Raw genomic sequence first — 14098 nt, forward strand, 5'->3', positions numbered from 1 at the left:
CTCGTGACGGCTAACGTTCCGTCATGACCGCACCCCTGGCGCTCGACCCGGCGCACACGGCCCTCGTCCTCGTCGACCTGATGGACCGCATCGTCGCGCTGCCCCTGGAGCCCCGCAAGGGCACCGAAGTCCTGCACACCGCCGAGGAACTGGCCCGCGCCTTCCGCGCCGTCGGCGCGCCCGTGGTGCTGATCCGCGTCGAACGGCCCTCGCTCGCCGAGCAGCCGCCGGGCAGCGGACTCGTCGCCGGACTCCAGGAGGACGGGGACGTGGAGATCGTCAAGCGGACGATCGGCGGCTTCCAGGGCACGGAGCTCGACGCCCGGCTGCGCGGGCTCGGCGTCACGCGGCTGGTGTTCGGCGGCATCGCCACCAACCTCGGCGTCGAGTCCACCGCCCGCGCCGCCGCCGACCTCGGCTACGACCTGGTCTTCGTCGAGGACGCCATGGCCGCCCTCACCGGCCCCGAGCACGAGGCGTCCGTCCGGCTCGACTTCCCGCGCCTCGGCACCGTCGTGACCGCGGCCGACCTACGCCTCACCGCCGCCTGACCGCCCGGTCGCTCAGACCAGCGTCCCGCCGCCGTCCACGACCACCACCGACCCGGTGCTGTACCCCCCACGCATCAGGTACAGGTACGCCTCCGCCACATCCGCCGGCTCGCCCATCCGCCCCACCGGCAGCGACTCGGCGGACGACCGGAACAGCTCCTCCCGGACCGCCTCCGGCAGTCCCCGCCACAGCTCGGTCCGCACCACCCCGGGCGAGACCACGTTGACCCGCACCGGTGCCAGCTCCACCGCCAGCGCCCGGGTCAGCGACTCCATCGCCCCGCACAGCGCCGACGCGACACTCGATCCGGGCAGCGGCCGGTGCCCCGCGGTCCCCGTGGTCAGCACCACCGACCCGCCCGGCCGGAGCGACCCGGCGCCGTACTTCACCGCCGCGTACGCACCCCACAGCCGGGTGTCCAGGAAACCCCGGGCCGCCGCGATGTCCGTGTCGGCCAGGTTCTCCAGCACGATCGAGTCACCGGCCGTGTACACCAGGTGGTCGTACGCCCCGATCCCGGTGAAGAAGGCGCGCACCGCGTCCTCGTCCGTGGCGTCCAGCACCTGCCCCTCGGCGCCCGCCGGGAGCACCTTCAGCGCCGCGTCGACACTCTCCCGCCGCCGCGACGCGACGACCACCCGCGCGCCCTCCCGTGCCGCGCCCTCGGCGACCGCGAGCCCGATGCCCGAGGTACCCCCGATGACGACGACACGCTGTCCCTGCAGACCCATGGCTGATCCCTTCCCAAGCCGGTGTTCCGTCCCGTTCGGACACCTCCAGCCTGCGGTCCCGTGACATGCGCCGTCCAAGACCTCTTTCGGCGCCGGCGATACCCTGAAGACATCGCCACCCGGGAAGGAGCATGCGGCCATGGACCTGGATCTGCGCAAGGTCCGCTACTTCACGGCGGTCGCCGAACTCCTCCACTTCGGCCGCGCGGCGGAACGGCTGCACATCGCCCAACCCGTGCTGAGCCGTCAGATCCGGGCTCTGGAGAAGGACTTGGGGGCCGAGCTGTTCGTACGGGACAGCCACGGCGTGACCCTGACCGACGCCGGACGGCAACTTCTCGAAGACGCCCGCCTGTTGCTGGCCGCCGCCGACGGGACCCGGCGCCGGGTCGGGCAGGCCGCACGGGGCCGGCGACGCCTCGTCGTCGGCTTCCGGGCCGGCGTCGTGGTCACCGAGGCGCTGCGGGCCTTCACCGCGGTCCACCCGGACGTCGAGGTGCGCGCCCTCCGGGTCGAGTGGGACGACCAGGAGCAGCTGATCCTCGACGGCACCGTCGACATCGCCTACGTGCGGCTGCCCGTCCGGGAGGAGGGGATCGAACTGCGGCCCCTGTACGGCGAGCCCCGCGTCGCGATGCTTTCGGACCGGCACCGGCTCGCCGGGAAGCAGGAGATCTCCCTCTCGGACCTCGACGGCGAGACGTGGCTGCGCTACCACGACCCCCGGCCCGGCGACCTGCCGCTGCGCACCATCGAGGAGAAGTTCGAGTGCGTGGCGGCCGGCAGCGGCATCACGATGGTGCCGCGCTCGGCCGCCGAGCAGTACTCCCGCCCCGACATCGTCTACGTCCCGGTCGTCGACGCCGAACCCGACCGGGTGTTGCTGGCCTGGGCGGCCGGCCGCCGCTCCGCCCTGGCCGCCGCCTTCGCCGAGGCCGCGGCGGCCGCCGGGGCGCCCGGTACCGGCTGAGACGGGGCCCCTGCGGCGCAGGGGGCGCTCCCCGCCGGTCGGGGCCCCGCCGCCGTGCCGCGGGGAACCGGGTCAGCCCTGGGCGGCCGCGGCCCGCAGGGCGATGCGGTCCTCGCCCGCGTACACGTTCATGTTGCTGCCGCGCAGGAAACCGACCAGGGTCAGCCCGGTCTCCACCGCCAGGTCCACCGCCAGCGAGGACGGCGCCGAGACCGCCGCGAGCATCGGGATGCCCGCCATCACGGCCTTCTGCGCCAGCTCGAAGGAGGCCCGTCCGGAGACCAGCAGGATCGTCCGGGACAGCGGCAGGCCGCCGTTCTGCAGGGCCCGGCCGACCAGTTTGTCCACCGCGTTGTGCCGGCCCACGTCCTCACGGATGTCCAGCAGCTCGCCGTCCTCGGCGAACAGGGCCGCCGCGTGCAGCCCCCCGGTCCGGTCGAAGACCCGCTGCGACGCGCGGAGCCGGTCGGGGAGGCTCGCGAGCAGCTCGGGTTCCACCCGGACCGGGGGAGTGTCGGCGATCGGCCAGCGGGCCGTCGTACGCACCGCGTCCAGGCTCGCCTTGCCGCACAGCCCGCAGGACGAGGAGGTGTAGACGTTCCGCTCCAGGGTGAAGTCGGGGAGCTCGACGCCCGGTGTGGTCCGGACGTCGACGACGTTGTAGGTGTTGGAGCCGTCGACGGTGGCGCCCGCGCAGTACACGATGTTCTGCAGGTCGCCGGCCTCGGCCAGCACTCCCTCGCTCACCAGGAAGCCGGCCGCCAGCGCGAAGTCGTCGCCGGGCGTGCGCATGGTGATGGCGAGGGGTTTCCCGTTGAGTCTGATCTCCAGCGGTTCCTCGGCGACGAGCGTGTCCGGCCTGGCGGAGACGGCTCCGTCGCGGATGCGGAGGACCTTGCGTCGTTCCGTGACTCGTCCCATGGTCTGATCAGCCCCGGTTCTGTACGTGCTGGAAGCCGAAACGGCCCTTGATGCAGAGGTTGCCGTGGGTCACCGGGTTGTCGTGCGGCGAGGTGACCTTCACTATCTCATTGTCCTGCACATGGAGCGTGAGGTTGCAGCCCACACCGCAGTACGCGCACACCGTGGTCGTCTCCGTCTGCCGGGCCTCGTCCCAGGTACCCGCCGCCCGCATGTCGAACTCCGACCTGAACGACAGCGCCCCCGTCGGACACACCTCCACGCAGTTGCCGCAGTAGACACAGGCCGAATCGGTCAGCGGGGCGTCGTGCTCGACGGCGATCCGGGCGTCGAAGCCGCGCCCGGCGACGGAGATCGCGAAGCTGTTCTGCCACTGGTCGCCACAGGCGTCGACGCACTTGTAGCAGAGGATGCACTTGCCGTAGTCGCGCACGTACAGATCGTTGTCGACCCTGGGCTCCTCGTTCAGGCGGGCCGCGCCGGGGCCGAAGCGGTCCGGTTTCGCCTCGTACTCCTTGATCCACTCGGCTGCCCGGGGGGTCGTCGACAGGTCCACCGAGGAGGCCAGCAGCTCCAGGACGATCCTGCGGCTGTGCCGGACGCGTTCGCTGCCGGTGCGGACCACCATCCCCGGTTCGGCCTTCCGGGAGCAGGCGGGCACCAGCGTCCGCGCCCCCTCCACCTCGACCACGCACACCCGGCAGGCGTTCTTCGGGCGGAGCGTGTCGCCCTCGCACAGGGTCGGCACGTCCTTCCCGGCCAACCGGCAGGCGTCCAGGATCGTCGAGCCCTCCGGGACCCGCGCCTCCTCGCCGTCGATCGTGAACTCCAGCAGCCGGCGCGGGATCCCGAGCGGTGTCACGGTCATTCGTACGCCCCCAGACGGTCGATGGCGGATTCCACGGCGTTCCACGCGGTCTGGCCGAGACCGCAGATCGAGGCGTCCCGCATCGCGCGGCCGACCTCGCGCAGCAGCGCGACGTCCGCGGCGGCGTCGGCGCCGGTGCGCGCGGCGATCCGGTGCAGGGCCTCCTCCTGCCGGACCGTGCCGACCCGGCAGGGCACGCACTGCCCGCAGGACTCGTCCCGGAAGAACTGCGCTATCCGGAGCAGGAGCCGCGGCAGCGGCACGGTGTCGTCGAAGGCCATGACCACACCCGAGCCGAGGGTGGTGCCGGCCTCCCGGGTGCCCTCGAAGGTGAGCGGGATGCCGAGTTCGTCCGGCCGTACGAAGCCGCCCGCCGCGCCGCCGAGCAGGACGGCCCGCAGGCTGTCGTGCACTCCGGCCAGGTGCAGCAGCTCGCCGAGCGTGGCGCCGAAGGGGAGTTCGTAGACGCCCGGGCGGGCCACGCTCCCGGACACGCAGAAGAGCTTCGGGCCGGTGGACTTCGCGGTGCCGATCGCCGCGTACGCCGGGGCGCCCATGGTCAGGACCGGCAGGACGTTGACCAGCGTCTCCACGTTGTTCTCGACCGTCGGCTTCCCGAACAGCCCTTTCTCCACCGGGAACGGCGGCTTCGAGCGCGGCTCGCCCCGGTATCCCTCGATGGAGTTGAACAGGGCCGTCTCCTCACCGCAGATGTACGCCCCGGCGCCGCGCCGGATCTCGATGTCGAAGGCGAAGCCCTGTCCGAGGACGTCCTCGCCGAGGAAGCCGCGGGCGCGGGCCTGGTCGATCGCGTGCCGCAGACGCCGGGTCGCCCGCGGGTACTCGCCGCGGAGGTAGACGAGGCCTTGGCGGGCGCCGATCGCGTACGCCGCGATCGTCATCGCCTCCACCAGGGAGTACGGGTCGCCCTCCATGAGCACACGGTCCTTGAAGGTGCCCGGCTCCGATTCGTCGGCGTTGCAGACCAGGTAGTGCGGGTGGTCGGGCTGGGAGGCCGTGGCCTGCCACTTGCGGCCGGTGGGGAAGGCGGCGCCACCGCGTCCGACCAGGCCCGAGTCGGTGACCTCGCGGATGACCCCGGCGGGGCCGAGCGCGAAGGCGTGCCGCAGGGCGGTGTACCCGCCGTTCGCGCGGTAGTCGTCGAGCGAGGCCGGGTCGACCACGCCCACCCGCTTGAGGAGGACCAGGCCGTCCTGCCCCGCCTGGGGTACGGCCGTCGCGGCCGGCGGCTCCTCGGGCGCCGAGTCGGGCGCGGTGGCCGCGAGGACGGCCGCCTCGACCGTCGCCGGCGCCGCCACCGCCGTACGCACCGGATCCCCGGCCCGGATCGCGAGGGCCGCCGGGGCCCGCTCGCACAGGCCCAGGCAGGGGCTGCGCTCGACGTGCACCCCGGGACCGGCACCCGCCTCCACCCCGGCGCACAGCGCGGACGCCCCGGCCACCGTGCACGCCAGGTCCGTGCAGACGTGCAGGACGGTCGCCGGGCGAGGCCCGACGGAGAACATCGCGTAGAAAGTGGCGACCCCGTAGGCCTCGGCCGGGGGGACGGTCAGGCGTCGGCAGAGGTAGCCGAGGGCGCCCTCGCTGATCCAGCCGATCCGGTCGTTGATCGCGTGCAGCCCCGGCAGCAGCAGGTCGCGGCGGTCCCGGGCCTCCCGGCCGCCGCGCGCCCACCGCAGGTCTGCCTCGGAACGGTCGGCGCCCTCCCAGGAGGACTCCGGAGGGCCCAGCAGGGCGTCGACCGCGGCGCGTTCGTCGTCCGTCGGTCTGCTGTCGCCGAAGTGCAGGTCCACTTACGTCACCTCACGATGGTCGCGACCGGGAGCTTCTCGATGCGGATCGCCGACGCCTTGAACTCCGCCGTCCCCGCGATCGGGCAGTTCGCCTCGATCGTCAGCTGGTTGGTGTCCACCTCGTCGGGAAAGTGCATGGTCATGAAGGCGAGCCCGGGGCGCAGCGCCGTGTCGACCCAGACCGGTGCCACCACCGCGCCCCGCCGCGAGGACACCCGGACCTCCTCGCCGACGGTCACCCCGTACCGCTCGGCGTCCTCGGGGCACAGCTCGATGTACTCGCCGCGCCGCAGCGGGGAGGCGTAACCGCCGCTCTGCACACCGGTGTTGTAGGAGTCGAGGCGGCGTCCGGTGGTGAGCCGGATCGGGTACTCCTCGTCGGTGAGGTCGACGGGCGGATCGTGCCGGACCAGCCCGAACGGTGCCGGCATCCCGCGCCTCGCCGGGTCCGTCTCCCACAACCGGCCGTGCAGATAGGTAGGTTCGAGGCGCTCGGTGCTCGGGCACGGCCACTGGATGCCCTGGTGCTCGGCGAGACGGTCGTACGTCATCCCGTAGTGGTCGGGGGAGACGGAGCGGAGCTCGTTCCAGACGGCCTCCGCGTCCGCGTACTTCCAGTCGTGGCCCAGACGGCCCGCCAGCGCGCAGATGATGTCGATGTCCTCACGGGCCTCGCCGGGCGGGGTGACCGCACGGCGCACCCGCTGCACCCGGCGCTCGCTGTTGGTCGTCGTGCCCTCGGTCTCCGCCCAGCCGGCGGTCGCGGGCAGTACCACGTCGGCCAGTTCGGCCGTCTTGGTGAGGAAGATGTCCTGCACGACGAGGAAGTCGAGCGCCCGCAGCCGCCGCACCGCCTGCTCGCTGTCGGCCTCCGACTGCGCCGGGTTCTCGCCGATGCAGTAGACCGCCCTGAGCGAGCCCTCCTCCATCGCCTCGAACATCTCGGTGAGGTTCAGCCCGTAGTGCGGCCGGATGACGGTGTCCCAGGCCGACTCGAACTTCAGCCGGGCGTCCGGATCGAGGATGTCCTGGAAGCCGGGCAGCCGGTTGGGGATCGCGCCCATGTCGCCGCCGCCCTGCACGTTGTTCTGCCCGCGCAGCGGCTGCAGCCCGGCGCCCCAGCGGCCCACCTGACCGGTGAGCAGGGACAGGTTGATCAGGGCGCGGACGTTGTCGGTGCCGTTGTGGTGCTCGGTGATGCCGAGGGTCCAGCACAGCTGGGCGCGCTCGGCACGGGCGTAGGCGTGCGCCAACTCCCGTATCGCCCGGGCCGGTACGCCCGTCACCTTCTCGGCCAGGGACAGCGTCCACGGCTCGACGAGCGCCCGGTACTCCTCGAAACCGGTGGTCGCCCGCTCGACGAACGCCTCGTTGACCAGCCCCGCGTGGATGATCTCCCGGCCGATCGCGTGCGCCATGGGTATGTCGGTGCCGACGTTCAGCCCCAGCCAGCTCTCCGCCCACTCCGCGGTGGAGGTGCGGCGCGGGTCGACGGCGTACATCCGGGCGCCGTTCCTGATCCCCTTCAGCACGTGCTGGAAGAAGATCGGGTGCGCGAAGCGGGCGTTGGAGCCCCACATCACGACGACGTCGGTGTGCTCGATCTCCTCGTACGACGAGGTGCCGCCGCCGGAGCCGAAGGCTGCCGAGAGGCCGGCCACGCTAGGGGCGTGACAGGTCCGGTTGCAGGAGTCGACGTTGTTGGTGCCCATCACCACCCGGGCGAACTTCTGGGCCACGTAGTTCATCTCGTTGGTGGCGCGGGCGCAGGAGAACATCCCGAACGCGTCGCGGTTGCGCGCCAGGCCGTCGGCCGCGCGGTCCAGGGCCTCCTCCCAGCCCGCCTGCCGGAAGGGCTCGGCACGGGAGTCCCGGACCAGCGGGTGGCCGAGCCGGGTGTACGTCCTCGGTTCGCGCTTCCTCATGCGGCGCTCCTCAGTGCGAGCAGGTCCGAGATGGCGTGGACGGTGCGCAGGGTGGGCACCTGCACGCCGGTGATCTCCGCCAGTTCGACGACGGCCGCGAGCAGCACGTCGAGTTCCAGCGGCTTGCCGCGCTCCAGGTCCTGGAGCGTGGAGGTGCGGTGGTCGCCGACCTTCTCGGCGCCCGCCAGCCGGCGTTCGATGGAGACCCCGACCTCGCAGCCGAGCGCCTCGGCGACGTCGAGCGTCTCGCGCATCATGATCTCGATGACCCGCCGGGTGCCCCCGTGCAGGCACATCTGCCGCATGGTGGCGCGGGCCAGCGCGCTGATCGGGTTGAAGGAGATGTTGCCGAGCAGCTTGAGCCAGATGTCGTTGCGCAGGCCGGGCTCGACCGGGCACTTCAGCCCGCCGGTCTGCATGGCCTCGCTGAACCGCACACAGCGCTCGGACACGCTGCGGTCGGGCTCGCCGACCGAGAACCTGGTGCCCTCCAGGTGGCGCACCACGCCCGGGGCTTCCAGCTCGGTGGCCGCGTACACCACACAGCCGACGGCGCGTTCGGGGGCGAGTACGGCGCTGACCGTGCCGCCCGGGTCGACGCTCTCGAGGCGGTGGCCGTCGTAGGGGCCGCCGTGCCGGTGGAAGTACCACCAGGGGATGCCGTTCTGGGCGGCGACCACCGCTGTCCGCTCGTCCAGCAGCGGCTCGATCAGCGGCCCGCACGCCGCGTACGAGTTGGCCTTCAGGCCCAGGAAGACGTAGTCGACCGGGCCGACCTCGGCCGGGTCGTCGGTGGCGTGGGCGTGCGCGGTGAAGTCGCCGCGCGGGCTGAGCACCCGTACTCCGTACTGCCTCATGGCCGCCAGATGCGGTCCACGGGCGATGAGATGCACGTCGGCGCCCGCACGGTGGAGCGCGGCACCGACATAGGCGCCGATCGCACCGGCGCCGAGGACTGCGACTTTCACGGAACGCTCCGTTCGGTTTGAGGGATACCGCGGAGGTGGCTTCGGACCTGGCACTGGACCTGGCACCGGACCTGGCTTCGGGCTCGGCCTCGGATTCGGCCTCGGATTCGGCCGCTTCGTAAGATGTCGACGAAATATTGTCTACAGTATGGAGTCGAGGTCGACAAGGGTTCGGGCAGCGACCGTTCGGCGCGTTCTGGATACCGTTCAACGCATACGATCGGGCCCGCGGGTTCTCAACGCCCGGACGGGGCCCTACCGTTCGGGACTCATGAGCAGCCCCCCTGTAGCGCCCCCGGGCTGGAGCCGCTGGCTCGTCCCGCCCGCCGCCCTCTCCGTCCATCTCGCCATCGGCCAGGCCTACGCCTGGAGCGTGTTCAAACCGCCGCTCGAATCCGCACTGAACCTGAGCGGCACCGAGAGCGCGCTGCCCTTCCAGCTCGCGATCGTGATGCTCGGCCTGTCGGCCGCGTTCGGCGGCACCCTCGTCGAGCGCAACGGACCGCGCTGGGCCATGACGGTGGCCCTGATCTGCTTCTCCTCCGGCTTCCTGATCTCCGCACTCGGCGCCGAGACCAAGCAGTACTGGCTGATCGTCCTCGGTTACGGCTTCGTCGGCGGCATCGGCCTCGGCATCGGCTACATCTCGCCCGTCTCCACGCTGATCAAGTGGTTCCCGGACCGGCCCGGCATGGCCACCGGCATAGCCATCATGGGCTTCGGCGGCGGCGCGCTGATCGCCTCGCCGTGGTCGGCGCAGATGCTTTCGTCCTTCGGCAGTGACAACGATGGCATCGCCCTCGCCTTCCTGGTGCACGGGCTGTCGTACGCCGTCTTCATGACCCTCGGCGTGCTCCTGATCCGCGTCCCGCGCACCGAGAAGCCGGTGGCGGACGCGCCGAGCGCCTTCGAGGGCGTGCAGGTCTCCGCGAACAGCGCGATCCGCACCCCGCAGTTCTGGTGCCTGTGGGTCGTGCTCTGCATGAACGTGACCGCGGGCATCGGCATCCTGGAGAAGGCCGCGCCGATGATCACGGACTTCTTCGCCGACAGCTCCACCCCGGTGTCCGCGTCCGCGGCGGCCGGTTTCGTCGCCCTGCTGTCCGCCGCCAACATGGCCGGCCGGATCGGCTGGTCCTCCACCTCCGACCTGATCGGCCGCAAGAACATCTACCGCGTCTATCTGGGCGTGGGCGCCGTGATGTACCTGCTCATCGCCCTGTTCGGGGACTCCTCGAAGCCCCTGTTCATCCTCTGCGCCCTGGTGATCCTCTCCTTCTACGGCGGAGGCTTCGCGACCGTCCCCGCCTACCTGAAGGACCTCTTCGGCACCTACCAGGTCGGCGCCATCCACGGCCGGCTGCTCACCGCCTGGTCCCTCGCCGGTGTGCTCGGCCCGTTGATCGTCAACTGGATCGCCGACCACCAGAAGAACGCCGGCAAGCACGGCTCCGACCTCTACACCATGTCCTTCGGCATCATGATCGGCCTGCTCGTCGTCGGCTTCGTCGCCAACGAGCTGGTCCGCCCCGTCAACGCCCGCCACCACATCCCCGCCCCGAGGGAGGCCGTCGATGTCGAACGAGAGCAGCCGGCCTGAGCCGGACCGCCGCTGGCTGATCGCCGTCGCCTGGCTCTGGGTGGGCGCGCCCTTCGCCTACGGGGTCTACGAACTGGTCCAGAAGGCGACACAACTGTTCAACGGGTGACCGGCGGCAGTACCCGGGCGTCCGAGGGTCTGCAAGAAGCCGACAACTCGGACGCCCGTTTCCTGTGGCCTCACGTGCCGTCGTACCCGCGAGTCACTGAACAGACTGGTGGACCCACACCGAGGCAACGAGGGGGTTCCACCACCCATGATCGGCTCGCGCATCGCCGCCGTCGGCCACTACCAGCCCGCCAGGGTACTCACCAACGAGGACCTGGCGGGCATGGTCGACACCAGTGACGAGTGGATCCGCAGCCGGGTGGGCATCAACACCCGGCACATCGCGGGCCCCGACGAACCCGTCGACGAGCTGGCCGCGCACGCCGCCGCCAAGGCCCTCGCCGCGGCCGGTCTCACCCCGGCGGACATCGACCTGGTCCTGGTCGCCACCTCCACCGCGATCGACCGCTCCCCGAACATGGCCGCGCGTGTCGCCGCCCGGCTGGGCATCCCGCGGCCCGCCGCGATGGACATCAACGTCGTGTGCGCCGGCTTCACCCACGCGCTCGCCACCGCCGACCACACGGTCCGGGCCGGGGCCGCCACCCGTGCCCTGGTCATCGGCGCGGACAAGATGTCCGAGGTGACGGACTGGACCGACCGTACGACCTGCGTCCTGGTCGGTGACGGAGCCGGCGCGGCCGTGGTGGAGGCCGGCGGGCCGGGCGAGGAACCCGGGATCGGACCGGTCCTGTGGGGTTCCGTCCCCGAGATGAGTCACGCCGTACGGATCGAGGGGACCCCGCCCCGGTTCGCGCAGGAGGGGCAGAGCGTCTACCGCTGGGCCACCACCCAGCTGCCGCCCATCGCCCGGCGCGCCTGCGAGAAGGCCGGGGTGGCGCCGGCCGACCTCGCGGCCGTCGTGCTGCACCAGGCCAACCTGCGGATCATCGAGCCGCTCGCCGCGAAGATCGGCGCGGTCAACGCGGTCGTCGCCCGGGACGTCACCGAATCCGGCAACACGTCGGCGGCGAGTATCCCGTTGGCCCTCTCCAAGCTGGTCGAACAGGGCCGGGTGTCCGGCGGCGACCCGGTCCTGCTGTTCGGCTTCGGCGGCAACCTGTCGTACGCGGGGCAGGTCGTGCGCTGTCCCTGAGCGCGCGCCGCGGTGTGACGTGGCCGACTGCAGCTTCCGTCGGCGGCTGTGCGCCGTAGACTGTAGACGAAAGACAATCGATACTGAGTGTCCGCTCGTAACGGGTGTCTGCCGAAGGGGGACCCGATGTTGTCAGCCGGACTGCCGCAGGGCGCGGTGCCCAGACTCGAACGCCCCGGCCCGCTCCGTGACCGTGTCTACGAGGCGCTGCTGGAACTCATCACCACCCGCGCCCTCCAGCCCGGCCAGCATCTCGTCGAGAGCGAACTCGCCGGCCACCTCGGCGTCTCCCGGCAGCCGGTCCGCGAGGCGCTGCAGCGGCTGAACACCGAGGGCTGGGTGGACCTGCGGCCCGCCCAGGGCGCCTTCGTCCACGAGCCGACGGAGGCGGAGGCCGACCAACTCCTCACCGTCCGCACCCTGTTGGAGGCCGAGGCGGCACGGCTGGCGGCGGCCAACGCGGGCAGCGCGGGAGTGGCCGCCCTCGAATCCCTCTGCGCCGAGGGCGAGAAGGCGGTCGCCGCGGACGACGTGGACGGAGCCGTCGCCCTGAACGCCGCGTTCCACGCCAAGATCATGGACCTCGCCGGCAACACCGTCCTCGCCGAACTCGCCGCCCAGGTCGACCGCCGGGTCCGCTGGTACTACACGCCGGTGGCCCGGCAGCGCGGCCACCAGTCCTGGATCGAGCACCGCGAGTTGATCGCGGCGATCACGGCCCGGGACGAGCAGCTGGCGACCACGCTGATGCGCGAACACACGGAGCACACACGGCGGTCGTACCACGAGCGGCCGACCTCCTGACCCCGGTGCGGGCTCAGGGCAGCGTGACGAGGGCGATGCGGTCAGCCTGCGCGACGGCGAGCCGGGTGCCGTCGGGGTGGAGGGCGGCGACGGGCGTCGGGACGCGGCGGTGGCCGAAGCACCCGGCTTTGAGCGGCACACTCACCTCGGGCCATTCCGCGACCACCGCCCCGGTGGCCGTGTCGAACAGGCGCGGGTGCCCGGAGAACGAGAGCACCTGCTCGCCGCGGGGCAGGAGCAGGACCCCCGGTTCGGCGTCCCCGGCGGGGCTGCGGTGGAGCCAGCGTCCGTCGGGCACCGACCACACCCCGAGGTGGCGCGGCGGCAGCCCGGCCGTCTCCTCCTCGTCCCACTCCTCGGCCCCCGTCGCCAGCACCAACCGGTCGGCGTCGAGCCAGCAGCCGGCCGTCACCTCGCCGTTCATGACCGCCGCTGTCGGCAACAGACCGTCGCCGTCCAGGGTGCCGGGGTCGCTGATCGCGAGCGCGGTGTCGTAGACCAGAGCCGTCCCGAAGGGCTGCCAGAGCCAGCCGACCGAGAGCAGATACCGGCCGTCCGGGCTCAGGCTCAGCCTGGAGTGGAAGACGTCCTCCGGCTCCCGCCCGCCGGCGGTCAGCCGCTCGCCGCTCGCCGCGTCGTCGATCTGGAGCACGTTGTATTCGTCGGGACAGTGCACGACGACATCGCGCCCGTCGCTCAACGCGCCCACGGTGAGCGGGTAGTCGTAGTCCGGTGCGTGGTAGTAGCTGCGGTTCAGCTCCCGCACGACCCGCTCGCCCCCGAGCAGCGCCCCCTTGGTACCGCGCTCCTGGTACACGGCGGAGTAGCGCCCCGAGGCCGACACGGTCCCGGCGTCGAACGGGAAGCTCCACGCGAAGGGTGCCCTGTGCTCCACCCCGTCGCGGTCCCAGCGCCGACCGCCCCCGACTACGGAGACCAACTCGTCCCCGTCCCACACCAGCGACTTCGGCGCCGACTTCACCGGTATCGACTTCACGGTCATCGATGCCCCATCCCCGGAGCACCTCGGGCGGGCCTCCGCCGGGAATCTACGGGAGCCCGCGCAGCCGGCGCGCTCGAATTTCGCCGGTCCCGGTCCTGCTCCTACCCGTCGCTCCGGCACGGGCAGAAGGGATGACCGGCGGGATCGAACAGCACACGCACGTTGTCCTGCGGCTGATCCGGCGCGAGTACCGCCCCCAGGCCGACGGCCTCGGCCACCGCGGCCTCCAGGTCGGCCACCTGGAAGTCGAGGTGCATCGTCGTGCGCTGCCCACCGTCGACCGGCGGCCAGGTCGGCGGCCGATACCGGCGGCCTCCCGGAAGACGATGTACACGACCCCCGGAGGCGGGGCGACAACAGCCGTCCCGGGCTCCTCGTGCGCGATCGGCCACTCCATCAGCTCGGAGTAGAAGCGGGCCAGGAGCGCGGGGTCCGGTGCCTCCACGGCGGTTCCCCACCACATGCCGGTTGTTCGGGATCGCCGGGCCGACGCTACCGCGGCGCCGCCGGCCCCACCTCGAACAGCCCGACGAACCGCTGGTCATGGGCGTGCCCGGGGCCATGACGAGGGACCGTTTCTGTCGCTCTCGTCGGCGACCCTGTCTCAGCTGCTTCAGGCGATCCGGCGAGGTCCGAAACCGTCCGGACCGGGCACCGCCTTGTCGGGGCACGGGGCGGCCGTGTTTCCGGGGGCGGCTGAGGCTCGAACTTCCAGGAACTCGACAGGGTGGCGCACGC

General features: G+C 71.9%; 14 protein-coding genes. 6 read left to right on the top strand and 8 right to left on the bottom strand.

The annotated features are described in order from the left end of the window. Nucleotides 1-23: 23 nt before the first annotated feature. Nucleotides 24-551 (top strand): isochorismatase family protein, encoded by a 528-nt coding sequence (locus AB0472_RS44425; RefSeq protein ID WP_366365248.1) that lies wholly within the window; start codon nt 24-26, stop codon nt 549-551. Between the two features lie 12 nt (nt 552-563). On the opposite strand, the gene AB0472_RS44430 is transcribed toward AB0472_RS44425, so the two are convergent. Further along, nucleotides 564-1283 (bottom strand): SDR family oxidoreductase, encoded by a 720-nt coding sequence (locus AB0472_RS44430; RefSeq protein ID WP_366365250.1) that lies wholly within the window; start codon nt 1281-1283, stop codon nt 564-566. A 139-nt stretch (nt 1284-1422) separates the two neighbouring features. Here AB0472_RS44430 and AB0472_RS44435 point away from each other — a divergent pair, with 139 nt between their 5' ends. Continuing rightward, complete coding sequence (locus tag AB0472_RS44435; protein ID WP_366365251.1) at nt 1423-2253, top strand: LysR substrate-binding domain-containing protein; 831 nt, start codon at nt 1423-1425, stop codon at nt 2251-2253. Between the two features lie 72 nt (nt 2254-2325). Here AB0472_RS44435 and fdhD read toward each other — a convergent pair whose 3' ends face one another. Genes fdhD through AB0472_RS44460 form a run of 5 tightly spaced genes read right to left on the bottom strand, consistent with a single transcriptional unit; the run spans nt 2326 to nt 8749 of the window. Then, a complete protein-coding gene (fdhD, locus tag AB0472_RS44440) occupies nt 2326-3174 on the bottom strand; it encodes a formate dehydrogenase accessory sulfurtransferase FdhD (RefSeq protein ID WP_366365253.1) in 849 nt (282 codons plus the stop codon). A 7-nt stretch (nt 3175-3181) separates the two neighbouring features. Further along, a complete protein-coding gene (locus AB0472_RS44445; protein WP_366365254.1) occupies nt 3182-4042 on the bottom strand; it encodes a 2Fe-2S iron-sulfur cluster-binding protein in 861 nt (286 codons plus the stop codon). Next, nucleotides 4039-5856, bottom strand: a complete 1818-nt coding sequence (locus tag AB0472_RS44450) for an NADH-ubiquinone oxidoreductase-F iron-sulfur binding region domain-containing protein (protein ID WP_366365256.1) — start codon at nt 5854-5856, stop codon at nt 4039-4041. Before AB0472_RS44450 ends, AB0472_RS44445 begins: the two co-directional genes overlap by 4 nt. Before the next feature lie 5 nt (nt 5857-5861). Beyond that, a complete protein-coding gene (locus AB0472_RS44455; protein WP_366365257.1) occupies nt 5862-7781 on the bottom strand; it encodes a molybdopterin-dependent oxidoreductase in 1920 nt (639 codons plus the stop codon). Next, on the bottom strand, nt 7778-8749 hold the full coding sequence (locus tag AB0472_RS44460) for a 2-dehydropantoate 2-reductase (RefSeq protein ID WP_366365258.1): 972 nt from the start codon (nt 8747-8749) through the stop codon (nt 7778-7780). The genes AB0472_RS44455 and AB0472_RS44460 overlap by 4 nt, the downstream gene beginning before the upstream one ends. 271 nt (nt 8750-9020) lie before the next feature. Between AB0472_RS44460 and AB0472_RS44465 the strand changes: the two genes are divergently transcribed. The 4 genes from AB0472_RS44465 to AB0472_RS44480 all read left to right on the top strand — a co-directional run bounded on the left by AB0472_RS44465 (nt 9021) and on the right by AB0472_RS44480 (nt 12357). Next, a complete protein-coding gene (locus tag AB0472_RS44465; protein ID WP_366365259.1) occupies nt 9021-10349 on the top strand; it encodes an OFA family MFS transporter in 1329 nt (442 codons plus the stop codon). Further along, entirely contained in the window at nt 10324-10458 is a 135-nt protein-coding gene (locus tag AB0472_RS44470; protein WP_302832638.1) for a hypothetical protein, read from the top strand. Before AB0472_RS44465 ends, AB0472_RS44470 begins: the two co-directional genes overlap by 26 nt. 147 nt (nt 10459-10605) lie before the next feature. After that, nucleotides 10606-11553, top strand: coding sequence for a beta-ketoacyl-ACP synthase III (locus AB0472_RS44475; RefSeq protein WP_366365260.1), 948 nt, complete (start codon nt 10606-10608; stop codon nt 11551-11553). Between the two features lie 126 nt (nt 11554-11679). Continuing rightward, nucleotides 11680-12357, top strand: coding sequence for a GntR family transcriptional regulator (locus tag AB0472_RS44480; protein ID WP_366365261.1), 678 nt, complete (start codon nt 11680-11682; stop codon nt 12355-12357). Nucleotides 12358-12370: 13 nt separating this feature from the next. Here AB0472_RS44480 and AB0472_RS44485 read toward each other — a convergent pair whose 3' ends face one another. Both AB0472_RS44485 and AB0472_RS44490 read right to left on the bottom strand, forming a co-directional pair. Further along, nucleotides 12371-13360 carry a hypothetical protein gene (locus AB0472_RS44485; RefSeq protein ID WP_366365263.1) on the bottom strand — a complete coding sequence of 330 codons (990 nt, stop codon included), beginning with the start codon at nt 13358-13360 and terminating at the stop codon, nt 12371-12373. Nucleotides 13361-13461: 101 nt separating this feature from the next. Then, nucleotides 13462-13617: a VOC family protein gene (locus tag AB0472_RS44490; RefSeq protein ID WP_366365265.1), complete on the bottom strand. Its 156-nt coding sequence runs from the start codon at nt 13615-13617 to the stop codon at nt 13462-13464. Between the last annotated feature and the right edge of the window lie 481 nt (nt 13618-14098).

It is taken from the genome of Streptomyces sp. NPDC086777, assembly GCF_040702065.1.
GTDB lineage: Bacteria > Actinomycetota > Actinomycetes > Streptomycetales > Streptomycetaceae > Streptomyces.